This is a genomic window from Streptomyces sp. NPDC020801 (assembly GCF_044334385.1).
Classification (GTDB): Bacteria; Actinomycetota; Actinomycetes; order Streptomycetales; family Streptomycetaceae; genus Streptomyces.
This window is the reverse complement of record NZ_JBIRST010000023.1, coordinates 1-16,863: the sequence shown is the minus strand read 5'-3', so window position 1 is coordinate 16,863 and position 16,863 is coordinate 1. Positions and strand designations below refer to the sequence as shown.

The window sequence follows — 16,863 nt, the reverse complement described above, 5'->3', positions numbered from 1 at the left end:
GCTGACTCTCCTGCAGGAACGGCGCTTCCCGGCCCGCCCGGCACATCAGCCGGCTGCTTCTGGAGCGCCGCGGTGCTCCTCCGCGGTGGAACGCTGACGCGTGTTCGCAGTCGTGGAGGACCGGACTCCTCTCGCGCTGGACACTGGAGGCAAAAGGCTCGCGCAGCATCGCGAACCAGGCCGGTCTCACCTGCCGCTGGAGGCCGAGGCACGCTGTTCCAGCCTCTTCAGGGCCATCTCGCCCCACTGGAGGTTGTCCCTTTCGAAGGCCATGCCGCGCAGCAGTGTGAGGTAGGGACCGATGCGCTCGCCGCTGGCGAAGTACTCGTCCTCCGTACGTCCGTCCAGCAGTCGCTGCTGCAGACGCGCGTAACGAGCCAGCTTGGCCGTGGCCCACTCCATGCGTTCGGCGATGGCGGATCGCACGGCCTCGCTGTCGCCGGCGTCGACGCTCTGGACCTTGACCATCAGCTCGTCCCTGATGGCTGTCGGCTTGCCCGGAGGTTCGGCGGTATAGGCGCGCACCGCCTCCAGGCCGGCCTCGGTGAGGGAGAACAGCCGCTTGTTGGGGCGGCGCTCCTGTTCCACGACGCGGGCCGTGATGAGCCCGTCGGCCTCGATGCGCTCCAGTTCCCGGTAGAGCTGCTGGGGGGTGGCCATCCAGAAGTTGGCGACCGAGGCGTCGAAGCCCTTCGCGAGGTCGTACCCGGACGCCTCGCCCTGCAAGAGAGCGGCCATCACCGCGTTGCGTAGAGCCATGCCCCCAACGTAGCACCCGGTTGATTAGTCAAAAAAGTGTCTAATGCCTGGACACCCCACCCCTCCAGCCCTAGTCTGCAATGCATCTATTCAATTCGTTGACTATATGAGGTGATCTTCTTGCATCCCTTCCGCAAGGCTGTCGAAGCAAGCGACAAGGAAGCCGTCGCCGCCCTGCTGGCCGAGAACGTCGTCTTCACCAGTCCCGTCGCCTTCAAGCCGTACCCGGGCAAGGCGATCACCGCCGCGATCCTGAGCGCCGTGTCGGAGGTCTTCGAGGACTTCACCTACATCCGGGAGATCGCGAACCCGGACGGCCGTGACCACGCCTTCGTCTTCACCGCCACCGTGAACGGCAGGCAGCTCACGGGCTGTGACTTCCTCCACTTCGACGAGGACGGCAAGATCGACGACTTCATGGTGATGGTCCGCCCGCTCTCGGGCGCGAAGGCGCTGGCCGAGGCGATGGGCGCGAAGTTCGACGAGATCGCGCGTGAGGCGGGCGGCCATGAGTGACTTCGATGCCGTGGTCATCGGCGCGGGCAACGCCGGACTGACCGCTGCCACCACCCTCCAGCGCGCGGGACTGCGCACGCTGCTGGTGGAGCGCCACACCATCCCCGGCGGTTGCGCCACCTCGTTCAGGCGGGGCCGCTACGAGTTCGAGGTGGCCCTGCACCAGCTCTCCGGTGTCGGGTCGGAGGGCCAGGAGTTCTCCCTGCGGAACCTGTACGAGAAGCTGGGCGTCATCGACCGCCTCGACTTCGTTGAGGAGCACGACCTGTACCGGGCCGTGGTGCCCGGCGAGTACGACGTGACGCTGCCCGCGGACTGGGCGGCCGCCGTGGACGTGCTCAGCGACGCCTTCCCCGGCAACCGTGACCGGGTCGAGCGGTTCTTCCAGCTGGTGAAGGACACCACGATCTGGCAGATGGCCGCCATGCGCGGGATGCCGGTCGAGCAGATCGACCCCAACTACTTCCGCCAGGGTCTGCGGCCGCTCAGCGAGGTGCTGGACGACCACTTCGACGACCCCCGGATCAAGGCCGTACTCGCCACCTACTGGACCTATGCCGGCCAGCCGCCCTCCCGGCTCGCCTTCCAGGACCTGGCGCTGATGCTGTTCGCGTACTTCGAGTTCAAGCCCTGGCACATCAAGGGCGGCTCGCAGGCCATGTCCAGCGCCTTCCTCGACTCGTTCCTCGCGGCGGGCGGAGAGGTCCGCTTCAACACGGCGGTCGAGGCGATCCTCGCCGAGCGGGGACGCGCCGTCGGAGTGCGCCTCGACGACGGCCAGGAGATCTCGGCGCGGGACGTCGTCTCCAACGCCTCGCTGCCGGTGACGTACGCGATGCTCGGCGACGCGGTGCCCACCGCCGTACGGGACGATCTCGCCAGCCGGCGGGTCGGTGTGTCGGGCTTCGTCCTGCACATGGGGCTGGACGCCACGCCCGCCGAACTCGGCTTCACCACCAGCACCACCTTCGTCAACGCCGACCTGGACGACGACCGTCTGTTCGCCTCCTGGCACACCCTGGAGCCGGCCCGCGGGATCTGCGTCTCCTCCTACGACGTCGTCCCGATCGGCTTCGCCCCCTCGGACGCCACGCACGTCAGCCTCATGACGCTCCAGTACGCGGACGCCTGGGACAAGGTCTCGCCCGGCGACTACGCCCGCACCAAGTTCGCCTACGCCGAGACGCTCCTCGACCTCGTCGAGGTGATCACGCCCGGCATCCGCGACGCCATCGAGGAGGTCGACGTCGCCACCCCGATGACGATGTCCCGCTACCTCGGGCATCCGGGCGGCGCGATCTACGGCTACGACCAGGACCGCACCGAGAACTGGATCTTCCGCAACAGCGAGCGCGAGAGCCACGTCCCCGGCCTGCACCTGGCCGGCTCGTGGGCCGGAATGGGCGGCTTCCAGACATCGCTGGAATCCGGTCACCGGGTCGCCCGCCGCCTGCTGCGCCACAAGGCCGCCTGACCGCGCGATCCGAGAGGGAGTCTCCCGTGACCCACCGCCTCGCCCCGCTCTTCGAGGGCTACACCGAAGTCCAGGCCGACATCGACGGCCGCCCGGCGGACACCGCTGACCACGCCGCCGACACCCGACGCACCGTCGCGTCGTACCACCCCCGACGGCTCATGCTCACCGTCTCCGAGGTCATCACCGAGACGGTCAGCTCCGCCACCTTCCGGCTGCGCCGTCCCGACGGCGCGGACCTGCCGCCCTTCCTGGCCGGGCAGTACGTGGGCGTGTTCGCCGACGGCACCAACCGCCCGTACGCCATCTCCTCCAGCCCCGCGAGCCTCGGCCATTGGGACCTGACGGTGCGCCGGGTGCCCGCCGGCCGGATCAGCAACCACCTCATCGACACTCTCGCCGTGGGCGACACGCTCACCACGACCGGGCCGATGGGCACCTTCCACCACAACCCGCTCTTCCACGGCGACGACCTCGTCTTCCTCGCCGGCGGCTCCGGTGTCGTACCGGCCATGAGCATGATCCGCGGCATCATCGACCACGGACTGGACCGCCGCCTCCACCTGATCTACGGCTCCCGGACCCCGGACGACGTGATCTTCCGCGAGGCACTCGGCGCCATCGCTGCCGACCACCCGAACATCCGCGTCGACCACGTCATGGCCGAGCCCGGAAACGGGTGGGCCGGACCCACCGGCCTGCTCACCGCCGCTCTGATCAAGACCCTCGCAGGCCCGCTCGACGGCCGCATGGCCTACGTCTGCGGCCCCCAGGCCCTCTACCCGTACGCACTCCAGCAGCTGGAAGAGCTCGGCCACCCCCGCCGCCGGATCCGCTTCGAGGCCAACGGCGCACCCTCAGACCCCACCCGCCAGGCCCACTGGCCGGCCGACACGGACCCCGACATCGAGGTCACCGTCACCGCGGGCAGCACGTCGTTCCGCACCCGCCGCGGACGCCCGCTGCTGGACGCGCTGGAGGACCAGGGCGTCCGCCCGGAGGCCGCCTGCCGCTCCGGCGAGTGCGGACTGTGCCGCGTCCGCGTCCTCAAGGGCACCGTCCACACCGCCGAGGAAGCCCAACTACGCATGTCCGACGAACGGTTCGGCTACACCCACTCCTGCGTCGCCTACCCGGTCACCGACCTCGACATCGACATCTGATCCGGTACGGCGGTCAGGTCGCGGGACGCGGCCGCCGCAACCGGCCCACCGGAGGGGCCGCGGCAACCGTGACCAAGATCGGCGCACCCACCGTCGCCCAGCCGACTGAGCTCGCAGCCGACTGAGCTCGCAGCCGACGCTTACGGCCAGCGCACCGCCCTGCGGTTCACGCGCGCCGGAGTCTGGCCGAAGGACACAAAGGATCGGCTCAACCGCCATGGTGCCCCACGCCGCTCCGAGGGCCCCGGTGCCGGAAGCCCGGACGGCCACGGCGCGGGTGCCCTGGTCGAGCACGGAGACGGGCAGCCCGTCCGAGGCCGCCTCGTCGGTCACCAGGACGTCGATGTCCTCCACCCTCGCTCTTTCAGCCGCTGGTGGCCGAGCGTGCGGGGCGTGCGTGCTCGGCGCGGGCTGCTTCGAGCAGACTTCGCCAGGACGTCACAGTGGGTCGCCGGCGCAGCAGGGCACGGCGTTCCCGCTCGGTCATTCCGCCCCAAATACCATGCCCGATGCGACGGTCAAGGGCGAATGCCAGACATTCCGTGCGTACCGGGCAACCGCTGCACACAGCTTTCGCATCGTTTTGGGCCGTCCCTTCGACGAACAGTTCGTCCGGGGCGGTGCTGCGGCATGCCGCATATGCGCCCCATTTCCCATCCGCGATCACCCGATGCCATCCTCTCCCCGGCTTGCCCCCGCCCTCGCCTGTGCGCGTGCAGGGGGTTGCCGCCGCGGTCCACCGTCTGCAGCAGCATCTCACCGGCGTCCATGCTGGTCAGCCACCTGCTGATCGGCCCCGCCCACCGGGATGCCACGGCGGCCGCACAAGCGCGGGTCGGGGAGTGTGAGCAGGTGTTGTCCCATCGCTGCTCCCGATGCGGGGCACCCGCATTCCCGCAGCTTCCGCGACGCTGATCTCCTGAGAACTGTGCAGGTCGGCGGCGGTATGAATCTGACCGCCATTTCCGATTGGCTGAGCGTTCCGTTCTTCACGCAGCCGCTGGATTACCGGATGGTCGGAGTGCAGGCGGTTCGCGCCCCGCCGTACCAACGCCGGGGCATCCACGGGGTAGGAACGAGGAGCAGATGAACCCGCGGGCCCAGCGACGCCCCCACCTGGAACCGCGGGCTGCGGGGCAGCCATGGGAGCCGGTCGAACGTATGACTGGGAGAACTCTTTGAGACCATTTTCACGACAGAACTGCGCGAAAACCTCTTGGGAAACTATGAATTTATCCGCATCATTGCCCTCGGCAGGATTGATCACTCCACTCTCTTCAAGAATGGGGATCATGTTTTTAACCAAAGCCCTGTCCGCATCTGTTTGCATTACGCCAATGAGGTCCATTGTCGACATCACCCCCCGGCCGTGCTCGAGAGCCGCTTCCAGATATGCAACCATTCGATCAGCCGCCGTTCGATCCGCGCCGGCCGACATTGCAGACGCAGCACCAGCACGGTCCGCACCCTCACCCGCAAGCCCGCGATCCACGCCACTGGAATCCAGGGGGGCCGGGCGAGCGACGGATGAATGACGGGCGGACACCGCGAGGTAGACCTCTTCGAGACCCTCCTTACGAAAGAACTCTTCGCAACGTTCTTTGGAGATTTTATATTCATCCACATAATGGAAGGGTTCCTCGGGTTGCTCGATCACTCGACCCGCCGCAAGGACGTCGATCATTTGTTGAGCGGGCAACCTTCGATTACCTGCCAGTTCTATGTCAATGAATTCACTGGCCGACATCCACTCCTGGCCGGACTTGAATACCCATTTCAGGTGTGCGATCATTTCCTTAATCGCATCCTGATCCGCGCCCGCCAGCATTTTGGGGCCTGCGGAAGACGGGACCGCGCCAGTGGCCGGACGATTCTCCTCACGCTTTTTGGGTGGCACATGTCCTCCAGGATTACGAAACCGGTCACAGGGGGTCGGAGCCGCTTAACCCCGGCCCTCCTGCAACGCACCTGCAGCCCGTACGGTTCACCTCTCGCCACATCTCCGGCCCATGCTCAGCGTGGGCAGCTACCTCGAGGGGCCTGCTCCCCTCACTGGTCCATGCGGGAATGCGGCGGGTGCCTCATAGCGCGTGCCTGAGTGATTGTTCTGCGCGGCAGGGTCGATCTGTCCCTGCCCAAGCCAAGCGACACTCGCTCTGTGGGCGATCTCTGCGTAAGGAGCATTCTCTACCCCGTACCCTACGTGCCCTGTGCGTTCGATGATCACCGACTTGATGCAGTCTGCCAACTCCGGCTCGTTCGTCAGTCGTACCGCGGATTTTTGGATCATGCCCTGACTCGCCATGTACTCAAGGAGTTCAACTTGCTCCTTGACAGAATTCTGTGACCCACCCACGACCAACCATTGTACGTCTTCGAGATTCTCCAGAGCCGGACTGCCTGCAGGCAGTTCTTCAAAGACACCGGACAGCTCGGAAAATACTTCTGCGGGGCTGATCGAACCAGGAGCCCAGTGGGTCAGAGCGTTGTAGCGGTTTCCTTGGTGTGTTCCGGTGAGGCCGACAGCAATGCACGGACCCAGCCCGGTAGTTCCAAGCGGCTTGTTGACTGCAAGCATGGTTTCATCCATATCGACATGCCGCATATCACGCCTGTGCAAAAAATCCCTTGTCATCCCATCAAATTCACACTGCACCAGAGGCGGGCCACCGGCCACGTGAGGTGTAATTCCGGATAGTTCTGATCGGTAGTAATCATCAAGGGTGGGGCCGGTGCCGCGGGGGAGCTCGGCGTCGAGGGAGGCCACTAGTTCACAGAAGGCATCTTCCGTGACTGAGTAGTTCAACCCATCCTGGACGAGATCGGTCACTACCCTCAAGTGCGGAGAGGGGGATTCCAGATTCCACAGGCTGGTGATGGCGTCGGCGGCCTCGCGCAGGGTCAACGGTGTGTTATCCCCATTCAAATACACAGTCACTGGTACCTCCGAAAAGGGTCGCACGTCGGGGATGACCTGCCGGCGGCGTCTGGCCGAGTGGAACGAGGGCCGGTTGCGCACGAGGGTTTCGAACTCGTCGAGGGCCATGACGGAGAGGTTCGCAAGGCTGCGGTGCGGCATGCGCCCCACACCTTCGGCACGGTGGGGGCCGGGTGAGAGGGTGTCCGGCGCGGCATGGTCACAGGAGCGCCGCGGCCACGTGGTCGCCGGCCCTGCCCGGCGGCTGCCTTGCTGGTGTGCCGGGCTCTTGCCCGGCTCGGGGTGCGGAGGCGCCGCCGACGCACCGTCCTGGCCGGACGCGCCGCGCGCGAGCCGGTCACGGGCAAGGCTCGCGCACACGCCCAGGACGGGCCGACCGCTCATTCCAGGTTCTTGGAATGAGCGGCACGGATGGCACCGGCCCGGTCGGGAGGCCGCAGCGGCCGGTGCCGAGCACGTCGGCCGGCTCCACGCGTGGCTCACCGCCGAGGCGGAAGCGGCCGGGACCAGCTCCGGGCCGTCAGGGCCGGTACCGCTCACCCACGGCGGTCACGCGCATTCGTTGGTCGGATTGACGAAGCAGCTGAACCAATGGGACCACGATCCATTGGGGTAGCGAACCCTCATCCAGAAATGGCCGTCCTTGCCGGTGCCCCCCATGTGGATTACCGAGTCGCTGTCCCGCTGCTGAGGCTCCACGTTGATGGGGCTGTTAACCCATCCGTCCAGGGACTCCCACCCGTTCCAGGAGCCGTCGCTGCGGGTCCAGTTGGTCCACACCGCGTGATCGGTGCCGACGACGAACTCCTGCGTCGTCCCGTTGGCGAGCTTCGTCTTCGCGACGCCGAACTCGCACATGTACTTCTGACCCATCTCCCGCGGGCATGACGCGGCTTGCGCCGGCGTCGCCGCGGCACCCGCCCCCGCGAAGGCGGCCAGGGCCGCGACTGCCGTAAGGGCACTCTTGGTTCTATTCATAACTGCTTCCTCGACGAAGGTTTGTATTTTCATGAGGCAGGACGGGGGAACTCGCAGACATCCACAATCACAACGTCGCGGTTCACCACTCGCGGAGCGAGCTACAGCACGCCCCTCGCACGGCATCCCTGCGAACACCCCCGCCACCCCGTGCCATTGGCCACCGCAGCACCCCGACTCCAGGGATGGTGGAGACCTGCTACGTGAGCGGAAGGTATGTCTCCGGCCTCACGCGCAGGGGACGGGGCGTGAACTGCCCCGCCATCGGTGGAGACTCCGGGACAGGCCAGGACCTGGCACCGCCAGAAACAAACGGAAAGAGCGCGGGAACGGACCCGGGAACACGCGGCCTTAACCGCGTTCCAGGTTTCAGAAATCGCCCAGCATGTGAGGCGCGATTTCTGAAACCACCCATGCTTCCGTCGTCAAGTGCCCCGGGCCGGGCCATGGCACCGGCCCGGACCGCGAGGGCTGATCACGGCATCACACACCTGGGCCGCTCACACGCTCCCCGCCAGCACGCGCGGAAGACCGGCGGACACCCGCGCGTCGGCCCCTTCGGCTCGCTTTCTCACTCCGCGTCGCCCAGCGTGCCACCGCGCGAGACAGCCCACAGATGACGGCCCGCGTCGAGTCCGTCAACGGGGCCGGCACCTACGCGCGCGGCGCCCTTTGGCCCGAGCCGAACTCGCCATACGCTTCAACACGTCCGTGGTCAAGCACAGGCAGGGGGCCAGAGAACTGAGTTGCCTGCGCGGAAGAGGCAGGAAAGGACAGTCCGCGGTCAGTCACAGACGCCTGGCTGGTACCCGCGGTCGCGATGACGGCACCACCGGCCACGGCCACCACGCCGACCACCATGACGATCCTCTGCTTCATACTGGCATTCGTCTTTCGCGTCATTCGATGTCTCCTGTCTTCGTCACTGGACCACGACGGCGGTCCAGCCACCGATCACATGCACTCGTGACAACGCGGGCAGGAGCCCACCGGTTCACCCGCCCCTTCTGAGCCCGCTGGGTCTCTCCACGCCGTGGCCCACCGGGCAACGCCGCCACCAAGAGTCATCACGCACGAGTCGCTTCCAGCGACAAGCCGCAGGCCAGGCGTGAGATCACGATCTGCATCCCGAGTACTCCAAGCCCGCTTGGCGACGATGCGTTCGATTCCCTGCTCCGGGAGTTGTTGGTACCAGGTCATGGCCGTCGTGGGGTCGTCGGTCATCCAGACCAGCAAGCGCGCGACCGTGCCGCCGAGGGATCGATCTTCCCTTGGGCGTAGATCACGGCCTCGCCGTTTACGTGGGGCACCGCAGCTGACTCGTCCAGGGGTCGACTCCGTCGCGCCGGAGGTCATGTATGTCCGCGTGCAGAGCGCCAGCACGCCGCCGGCCTGGAACGCCTCCCAGATGGGGGCCGCCGGCCGGGGCGAAAGGGTGCCCACCAAGTCCTTTCGCCGCCGGCCTCGACGACGCGGCGCCGGCCACGCCGGCGCTATCGCCGAATGACCGAGCGAATCCAGGAGAGTTGCTGGAAGACCTCCCCCGCCTCGGCGCTCTGCTCCCGGTCGGAGCCGTCGAAGACGCCGATGAGGGTTTCAGTGCCACGCGGGCCAACAGTCATCACCGGGCCTCCGGAGTCGCCCCCGGCGGGAATCCCGGACACCTTCTCCATACAGAAGTCGGGGCCTCCCGGTGCGGTGTGACCCGCGCACCGGGGGTCGTCCGGCCGTACGACCTTCAGGTCCGACTGCTTGAGGACGGGTGACTGGCAGGTGCTCTCGTCCGTGGTGCAGGTGGCGCCCCACCCGTATTGCCGCACGACCTGGCCGCGGTGGACGCCGACCGTGGCCAGGTGCGCTGTGCGAACCTTCATCGGCGCGACCTTGATGAGCATCATGTCGGCGTGCGCGCTGCCCACGCGCTTGCCGGGTACGGGGCGGACCGTGGTGCCCTTCCGCATGTCAAGGTTGCCCACCCGGAAGGAAATCCGCTTGTCGGCGACCGGCTGCGCCTGCTCGTAGAAGCAGTGTGAGGCGGTGAGGATCCACTGGCGGGTCACCGCTGTCCCGGTGCACACCGGTTTGCCGTCGACGAGCATGCGTACCGCCCACGGGCCGTAGGTGCTCTTTGACCCGCCGATGACGGCGAAGGCCGGAGCGGACGACAACACCGAGCCCGCGACCAGCGCAAGGGCGGTCAGCAGCAGTACACGAACGCGACGCATCATGCAGAACAACTCCTCTCAGAGGGACACATCCGTACAGACAGTCAGAGACCCTGCCGAGCAGGAACGTTCCGCATCCTCCGCGTACGGTCGGTTGGTTCACCAGTGCCCTTCCCAGGGTGTGGGCTACGGGCTGCTGCGCCATCTCGACACCAAGACGGCGACCACGACGGCCGCTGTGCCGGGCCCACGATTCGGTTTCAGCGGACCGTCATCCGTCCTGAGCCGTGACGTCCGAGGCGTACACCAGGGCGACCCGGTGGTTGTACTGGATGGTGTACATCGACTTGCTGCCGGTGACGACGGTGCCGCTGGACGGGAAGAAGTCGTCCGTGCGGTTCGGGGCGCGAGTGGCGACGTATGCCTGGCCGGCCGGGACGGTGTACATGCTCAGCGGGGCCTGCGCCGAGGGCGACAGGCCCGACGGGTACTCGTCGGCGTCCGGGTAGCTGGTGCCGTACACCGCCACCGGGGAGGCGCCGACTGCCTTGATCACCTTCACGCCGCAGGCCGGTGTGGTGTTGTGCCCCTGCGGGTTGTAGAACCACACCTTCGCGCCGCTGTACCAGATGCCGGTCCAGTCACCGTCCTGCCCGGCGACCACGAACTGCTGCCCTGCGGACGCCTTGCTGCCCCAGTCGTTGATCCGGTCGGTGCCGGCTGCTCCGGAGTGGATGGCCTGGTCCCCGAACACAGGGGCGGTGACGCTGGGCTCGGTGTGCAGGTATACGAAGTTCGCCGGCTGCGGGCTCCTGGTGCACACGGTGGTGGCGCCGGTCGGGTCGTCGGAGGGGCAGATCTGGGCCGTCTGCTGGTTGTCGTGGAAACCGGGGGCGATGGTGACCACCGAGCCGACAGGGCCGACGCCGTGCCGTGCGGTGTGCGCCCCGAGCAGGCTCATGAAGTGGTTCCAGTCCCAGAACGGACCGGGGTCCCAGTGCATTTCGGCGACGAAGGACGACTTCGGGCCCGGAACGTCGTCGTGGCCGAGGATGTGCTGACGGTCCAGCGGGATGTCGAAGCGGGCGGCGAGGTACTTCACCATCTCGGCCGTGGCCTGGTACTGGGCTTCGGTGTACCAGGTGGCGCCGTGCGCAGCGTAGCCCTCGTGTTCGATGCCGACCGAGTGCATGTTGGTGGGGTAGTTCCCCGAGTGGAAGGCGAGGTCCTTCGTGGGCACCATCTGCGTCACCGCGCCGTCTGAGGAGCGCATGACGTAGTGCGCGGCGGCGGCGCCCGCTTGCTGGAAGGCGGCGATGGCGCCGTCGTACGAACCCTCCACGTCGTGGATGACGATGCTGTCGATCCGGATGCCGTTGGCGGGACGGTTGGAGACCTGGCCGTTGGCCGGGGACGCGGGGACGAAAGAGCAGGCGACGGTGGCGGGGCATTCGGCGGGCGGGGTCTCCTCGGCCTTCAGGTGCAGGGTGTCCAACTGGCCGGTGGCCGGGTGGACTGCGCCGTCAGCCCTCAGGGCCATGCGGTGTCCGTCGGCGGTGGTGCGGTGGGTGCCCTTCTTCATGACGTCGAAGACGCGGTCGGCGAAGGCCGCGGCACCCCGCCGCTGGGTGGACTGGCTGTAACGGGCGACAGCCGCATACCAGTCGCCGGGGGAGGACGAGGTCGTCCCGGTCGCCGCTCTCTGGTACGAGGCGAGCAGCGCCGCACCGCCCCGGATGTTGGCGGCCGGATCGTCGCGCAACGCCTCGGCGGACAGGCCCGTCAGCCTGGCGGCGGCCTGGAGCGTATGCAGGGCCGGGGCCGCGGCCAGCTTCGCCAGATCGCCACGCCCCGCCGCACCCACTTCGCCTCCGACCATCATGGCGGGGGTGACGTCCGTCAGGTGCATCGGTCCGTAACCGCCGTCCGTGCTGTACCGCCCCGCATGCGTCTCCCAGGCGGACTCCTGGTACGCCACTGCCAGCAGCACCTGACGCGGAACGCGGTACTCGGCAGCGGCGGCTGTGAAGCCCTGCTCCAGAGTGATGGGCGGATGACCGGCTTCGTCGGTGGCCAGTGCCAACACGGGTACGGCTATCGCGCCCGCGACGGCCAGGGTGGCGGCCGCGGCCAGCAGGGCCGGGCGGCGGCGCCGTGACGCGCGTGTGCGTCTGGCGTTGCTTGTGGTCATGAATGGGTCCCGTACGTCAATGAATTCAGATGGCTGGTCAGACAACGCACGTGATGCGTGCACCGGTTCACTGACCGGCCAGCACGCGGGTGGCTCCGCGGCCCATTGCGGAACACCGTTCCTCGGCGACGCGGAAATGGATTGCCCCCTGCGGCGGAACTGAGGTCAACCACGGCCGGTGGACTGGTGAGTGACCTTGCGGATAACGGTGAAGACGGCAGTCCCAGGTGACATGAACTCCGACTCGTGCCGATGCCTCGGCTGTTCTCCATGTCACCCCCTGGGGGTGCCACCAACGGGCACACCCCAGGCGCCATGGGTGACCCGAAAGCGTCTTCGGGTCCTGAACCCTCCAGCCGTGCAGCCCGTTGTGAGTCATCGAGGGCGTCCTCCGCACCGACGGGGCAGCCCGAGAGCCCGAAGAGCCGCGTCGAGGGAAAGGACATCCACGCCCGATGGCGGAGGGATTGTCGACGGAACAGTACTGCCGCCGCCGAAGAACGGCGTCGTCCAGTCGCGTCGGTCCGGCAATCGGCTGGGTTCACGAAGGACACGTTCGACGAATACCCACGCGGATATCGAGTCCGAGCGACTGCTGCGGAGTCGTGCTCCACCTCGGGGAGTGGCACCAGACCTCCCAGACGACGCCTGGTCGGCCTGGGTGAATCGCCGGCTCGCAGATTCCGACCGGGCCGACGAGACGACGTAAGGAGAGGCGTACCGGATGAACGACGACATCACCGTTGGTGAGGAAGCCGGACCGGGCCCGCCCCCGTTCATCCTCTACCAGCGGGGCGAGGACCTGACGACGGCTCAACGCGGCCTCGTCATCTGGGTGCACAACCTCCTGCTGCCGGTCTACGCCGGGGAGGAGTCGTCTCGCACCCCGTGGTGCCCGCGCTGGTGGGAGCACCCCGACGCGATGGCCCACCTCTACGGCCTGTGGATGGCGTGGCAGGAAATGACCTCCGCCAAGGCGGGCATGAACGGGCCCGCCATGTGGCATCGCGACTTCCTTATACCGGCGATGACGTACTTGCGCGATCCCTCGGGGCCTTTCTCGGGCTGCAAGCCCGGAAGCCACCGGCCGAAGCAACCGCCGCAGGTCGACGTGTACGACGGCTGATCCAGACCTTGATTTCCACCCCATACCTGCCGAACGCACAAGAGAACGGCGAACAAGCATGGCACCGAAACGTATCCTCGTCGTCTCCAACGAGAGTGGCATGGGACTCGGCGGAGTCCCCGTGTTCAACAAGCTCCTCACCGAGGGACTCGCGGAAAACAAGAACCACCAGGTGGACCTGCTCTATGTGACGGACAACGCACAGGCACACGGAGCTGCGACAGTCCACACCATCCCGCCCGTGGAGGGCGAGGACAAGATGGCGACCCTACTGAATGCGTCCTTGCGGGATCCTCAGGACTTCGGCCTCCCGGCCAAGGGAGAGAAAACCTACGACATCATCATCGGACACAGCCGGTTCTCCGGACCCGCGGCGTCCGCCATGCGGTCCGCCTGGTATCCGGACGCCATGCATATGAACTTCCTGCACACCGCGCCCGAGAAATTGGAGAGGGCGAAGATCACCGATCCGAACGACGAGGCAATGGTCGCAATGAGGGAGGAGGCAGGCCGTCTCAAGCTGGACATCGAAAAGAACCTCCTCAGTACTGCCTCCGTAGGCGTGGGTGTCGGCGGACTACTCGCCGAGGAGGTCCGGCGGATTCAGGCGCAGACCGCGCAGGCCCGTAGCTGGCACGATCTCATGCCCGGTGGCGAAGGAGTCGTGACCTTCAGCCCTCCCTCACCGAAGGAACAATTCAACGTTCTGCTGATGGGGCGTATGGATGATCCCATGAAGGGGGGCGGCGACGCCCTGGCGGCGGTGAAGCATCTCAACGACCAGGGCAGGAGCGTGCATCTCACCATCCGCGGCGCGAGCGAGGAGATGCTCGAGGGGAAGCAGGCCGAGGCGGACGCGCTCGCCGGCGGAGCGGGAAGGGTCACCGTCAAGCCCTTCACCAAGAACAAGCAGGATCTCGTCGACGACATGCACGCCAACCATGTGGTGATCATGCCGTCCAAGACCGAGGGCTTCGGCCTGGTCGCCACCGAAGCCGCCTCACACTGCATTCCGATCCTCGTCAACCGGGACAGCGGCATGGCGAAGTTCCTCCAGGACCCCGACCGTGGTGCGGCCCACCTTGGCAGGGACAGCGTGGTCATGACACCGGAGGATGCCTCGCAGCGGTACATCGCGTGGGCGGACGCCATCGGGAACGTCGCCGACAACTGGGCGGACCGCAAGGTCGGCGCCTACGAACTGCACAACGTGCTGAAGCACTACACCTGGGAAGACGCCGGGACGGCCCTGGTCGAAATAGGCGTGAAGGCCAAGGAGGGGAACGTGCTCGGCTCGAAGCAGATCAAGGACGGTCGCGTGATGTTCACGGCCGATGCCGCCAGCCTCACCTCTCCCAACGCCAACACGGGACAGCCGGAAAGCCATCAGTCGTCGTCGGCCCCCGTGCAGGGGTCCCCCAGGCTCGCTGCGAAACCGTCGACGCTCTGAGCGCAATGGCCGCCACGGGAATGCGGGACCGTTCCGGTCCTGCCGACGCGGGCCGGGGCGTGGAACGACGGTTTCCCGGCCGGCCGGCTGCCGGCGTCCGCACCGTCGCTACGAGCGCAAGGCCGGTCACCTCCTGGCCTTCACCCGCGTCGCCTGCGCTCTGACCTGGCACCGCAGACTCACCAATTGCAATGACGTGTTGGACGGTGTGCCGCTGAACCTGTGGGTTCTTGCTCACGTTGCCACCAGTGCATGTGATCAGGGTGGCTGGACCCCTTCGTGTTCCAGGGGCGCGGACGGGAGAAGTCGAATGACGCGAAAGGCAAGAACCAGTGTGAAGCAGAAGATCATCATGCTTGCCGGGGCTGTGACCGTGGCCGGTGGCGTCGTCATCGCGATCGCGAGTACCGGCCAGGCGACCGCGCCTCACCGCGGACTGCCCCTTCCGGCCCCCTCCGCTCAGGCAGCTCCGGCCCCCCCCAGCCCCCAGCCCATCTCTAACCCCCGACCCATTGCAGCGCGCGGCGAGTAAGGCCGGGGCCGTTGTGTCGGGAGATCTGCCGGTCTCCCGGACATGTCACGGCCTGTCGCTGGAGCCGAAAGGCGATCCCCGACTTCCAACCGGCATCACCACGGAATGAAGACGGGCGGGCTGGTTGTGGCCGGCCTCGCCGACCCGGCCGTGATCACCGGCTACAGGCCGCCCGGAACCGCCCCCTGACCCGCGGCCGGAAACTGTCCAACAAGGCCCTCGCCGCCGTCCGGGCACCGGTCGAGCACGGCTTCGCCCACCTGAAGAACTGGCGGGTCCTCGGCAAGGTCCGCACCGACCCGAAGCGCGCGACCGACCTGGTCAGGGCCCTGCTGGTCCTGACGAACCGCGAAGTCGCCCGGGTGACCGATGATCTACGTCGAGGTCATCCGCCCGCGACCAGCACGAGCACTCGATCCCCCGCGCACACCAGACCCGTGGCCAGCGACTTCACGATGCACAGTGCTCTGTGAGCGACTCGAACTCGGCGACCGAACTGCGGACTCGACCCCGCGCGGCACCTTCACGCAGAGCTTGGAGACGGGGTGCGGGGCAAACGGGAGCAGCGATGGGGGATGATGGCGGGACGAACACGGCACCTTCGCGGATCTTGAAGCCTAGAGAACTCCATGATCCACAGGAGCCGTGTTCGCCTGCGTCTGGGGCACGCCGCCGACATCAACCGACCCAAGTTCGGACGAGCCGGGCAAACTCCGGGGCCTTGCCGAAAACACCGCTTGCACAAGCTCGTTGACATCCTTCACGCGAGTGTCAACGAACCTCACGACTCTCCGTCACCACCGAAAGTGAGACAGGGTCGAAGACCGTACAGACCCCTGCCTCGGCGGCGCCCAAGTCCGCCACATCCTCGAATAGAACCGAATGAGTTTCGGATCAATAGACCGTGCAAAGCGGCTCCTCCGCCCATTCCGGATTGGAATCGATCTGACGATGACTGCCCGTGTCGAGACCGTTGACGGAGTGTGTCACCGCACTTAGCGTGTCACTGGAAATATCTAGTCAATCGTTTGACCTGACCAAAACGGGGGTGAGTGCGGCAAGGAATCGACGGCAATGGAGGTTGGGATGCGGGCATTGCGAGCCCTACTCGCGTTCGGAATGATACTAGTCATCGGATCAGTGATTGGCCTACCGGTCAATTCCGCGCCCGCGGTGGCTGATTCCTCGAATACGTCGGCGTGGCAGTCGGGCGTGTTCAATCTTGATGTGCCCAGTGTGGTGCGCAGCTCGGACGTGGTTTTGCAGAGAGCGAACTTCCCCGCTTCGCAGTCGCTCGGTCTGGGCAACGGGACGTTGGGAGCGGCGGTGTGGGCGAGTTCCGGGCTGACCGTCCAGCTCAACCGCGCGGACACCCTGCCGAATCGTCTGTCGCCCGGAACCCTGACGATTCCTGCTCTGTCGGCACTGAGTGGCGCGCCTGACTTCCACGCGACGCTGGACCTCTACACGGCCACTCTCACCGAGTCCGGCGGCGGTTTGACGGCAACCATCTACGTCAATGCCGTCAAGGACGAACTCGTTGTCGACGTCACCGGCGCCAGTCCGTCGAC

Annotated in this window: 14 protein-coding genes; 7 read left to right on the top strand and 7 right to left on the bottom strand. The window is 66.7% G+C overall.

Features of this window, described 5'->3' with window-relative positions:
- Positions 1-186: 186 nt before the first annotated feature.
- Entirely contained in the window at positions 187-759 is a 573-nt protein-coding gene (locus ACH4UM_RS33990; RefSeq protein WP_398187997.1) for a PadR family transcriptional regulator, read from the bottom strand.
- A gap of 120 nt (positions 760-879) precedes the next feature.
- Here ACH4UM_RS33990 and ACH4UM_RS33985 point away from each other — a divergent pair, with 120 nt between their 5' ends.
- Genes ACH4UM_RS33985 through ACH4UM_RS33975 form a run of 3 tightly spaced genes read left to right on the top strand, consistent with a single transcriptional unit; the run spans position 880 to position 3,912 of the window.
- Complete coding sequence (locus ACH4UM_RS33985; RefSeq protein ID WP_398188213.1) at positions 880-1,275, top strand: nuclear transport factor 2 family protein; 396 nt, start codon at positions 880-882, stop codon at positions 1,273-1,275.
- On the top strand, positions 1,268-2,749 hold the full coding sequence (locus ACH4UM_RS33980) for a phytoene desaturase family protein (RefSeq protein WP_398187994.1): 1,482 nt from the start codon (positions 1,268-1,270) through the stop codon (positions 2,747-2,749). Before ACH4UM_RS33985 ends, ACH4UM_RS33980 begins: the two co-directional genes overlap by 8 nt.
- Positions 2,750-2,775: 26 nt before the next feature.
- Positions 2,776-3,912 (top strand): FAD-binding oxidoreductase, encoded by a 1,137-nt coding sequence (locus tag ACH4UM_RS33975; protein WP_398187991.1) that lies wholly within the window; start codon positions 2,776-2,778, stop codon positions 3,910-3,912.
- Positions 3,913-4,276: 364 nt separating this feature from the next.
- On the opposite strand, the gene ACH4UM_RS33970 is transcribed toward ACH4UM_RS33975, so the two are convergent.
- From ACH4UM_RS33970 to ACH4UM_RS33945, 6 genes are all read right to left on the bottom strand, one after another.
- Positions 4,277-4,579 carry a WhiB family transcriptional regulator gene (locus ACH4UM_RS33970; protein WP_398187988.1) on the bottom strand — a complete coding sequence of 101 codons (303 nt, stop codon included), beginning with the start codon at positions 4,577-4,579 and terminating at the stop codon, positions 4,277-4,279.
- Between the two features lie 108 nt (positions 4,580-4,687).
- Complete coding sequence (locus tag ACH4UM_RS33965) at positions 4,688-5,809, bottom strand: hypothetical protein (RefSeq protein ID WP_398187985.1); 1,122 nt, start codon at positions 5,807-5,809, stop codon at positions 4,688-4,690.
- Positions 5,810-5,938: 129 nt separating this feature from the next.
- Positions 5,939-6,991: a hypothetical protein gene (locus tag ACH4UM_RS33960; RefSeq protein WP_398187982.1), complete on the bottom strand. Its 1,053-nt coding sequence runs from the start codon at positions 6,989-6,991 to the stop codon at positions 5,939-5,941.
- 408 nt (positions 6,992-7,399) lie between these two features.
- Positions 7,400-7,828: a hypothetical protein gene (locus ACH4UM_RS33955; protein ID WP_398187979.1), complete on the bottom strand. Its 429-nt coding sequence runs from the start codon at positions 7,826-7,828 to the stop codon at positions 7,400-7,402.
- Between the two features lie 1,493 nt (positions 7,829-9,321).
- A complete protein-coding gene (locus ACH4UM_RS33950) occupies positions 9,322-10,056 on the bottom strand; it encodes a S1 family peptidase (RefSeq protein WP_398187976.1) in 735 nt (244 codons plus the stop codon).
- Between the two features lie 208 nt (positions 10,057-10,264).
- Positions 10,265-12,184 carry an N-acetylmuramoyl-L-alanine amidase gene (locus tag ACH4UM_RS33945; RefSeq protein ID WP_398187973.1) on the bottom strand — a complete coding sequence of 640 codons (1,920 nt, stop codon included), beginning with the start codon at positions 12,182-12,184 and terminating at the stop codon, positions 10,265-10,267.
- A 724-nt stretch (positions 12,185-12,908) separates the two neighbouring features.
- Between ACH4UM_RS33945 and ACH4UM_RS33940 the strand changes: the two genes are divergently transcribed.
- From ACH4UM_RS33940 to ACH4UM_RS33925, 4 genes are all read left to right on the top strand, one after another.
- Positions 12,909-13,310: a DUF4913 domain-containing protein gene (locus ACH4UM_RS33940; RefSeq protein ID WP_398187970.1), complete on the top strand. Its 402-nt coding sequence runs from the start codon at positions 12,909-12,911 to the stop codon at positions 13,308-13,310.
- A 58-nt stretch (positions 13,311-13,368) separates the two neighbouring features.
- Positions 13,369-14,760, top strand: a complete 1,392-nt coding sequence (locus ACH4UM_RS33935) for a glycosyltransferase family 4 protein (protein WP_398187967.1) — start codon at positions 13,369-13,371, stop codon at positions 14,758-14,760.
- Positions 14,761-15,303: 543 nt separating this feature from the next.
- The gene (locus ACH4UM_RS33930; protein ID WP_398187964.1) at positions 15,304-15,765 is read left to right on the top strand and encodes a transposase family protein; all 462 of its coding nucleotides are present in this window, start codon (positions 15,304-15,306) and stop codon (positions 15,763-15,765) included.
- Positions 15,766-16,465: 700 nt separating this feature from the next.
- Positions 16,466-16,863, top strand: a 398-nt coding sequence (locus ACH4UM_RS33925; RefSeq protein WP_398187961.1) for a hypothetical protein, incomplete at its 3' end; no start/stop codon positions are given.

Excerpts from the sequence above, each read along its gene's own strand:
- ACH4UM_RS33990 (WP_398187997.1), bottom strand. The coding sequence starts at position 759 with ATGGCTCTACGCAACGCGGTGATGGCCGCTCTCTTGCAGGGCGAGGCG.
- ACH4UM_RS33980 (WP_398187994.1), top strand. The coding sequence starts at position 1,268 with ATGAGTGACTTCGATGCCGTGGTCATCGGCGCGGGCAACGCCGGACTG.
- ACH4UM_RS33960 (WP_398187982.1), bottom strand. The coding sequence starts at position 6,991 with ATGCCGCACCGCAGCCTTGCGAACCTCTCCGTCATGGCCCTCGACGAG.
- ACH4UM_RS33955 (WP_398187979.1), bottom strand. The coding sequence starts at position 7,828 with ATGAATAGAACCAAGAGTGCCCTTACGGCAGTCGCGGCCCTGGCCGCC.
- ACH4UM_RS33950 (WP_398187976.1), bottom strand. The coding sequence starts at position 10,056 with ATGATGCGTCGCGTTCGTGTACTGCTGCTGACCGCCCTTGCGCTGGTC.
- ACH4UM_RS33945 (WP_398187973.1), bottom strand. The coding sequence starts at position 12,184 with ATGACCACAAGCAACGCCAGACGCACACGCGCGTCACGGCGCCGCCGC.
- ACH4UM_RS33940 (WP_398187970.1), top strand. The coding sequence starts at position 12,909 with ATGAACGACGACATCACCGTTGGTGAGGAAGCCGGACCGGGCCCGCCC.
- ACH4UM_RS33935 (WP_398187967.1), top strand. The coding sequence starts at position 13,369 with ATGGCACCGAAACGTATCCTCGTCGTCTCCAACGAGAGTGGCATGGGA.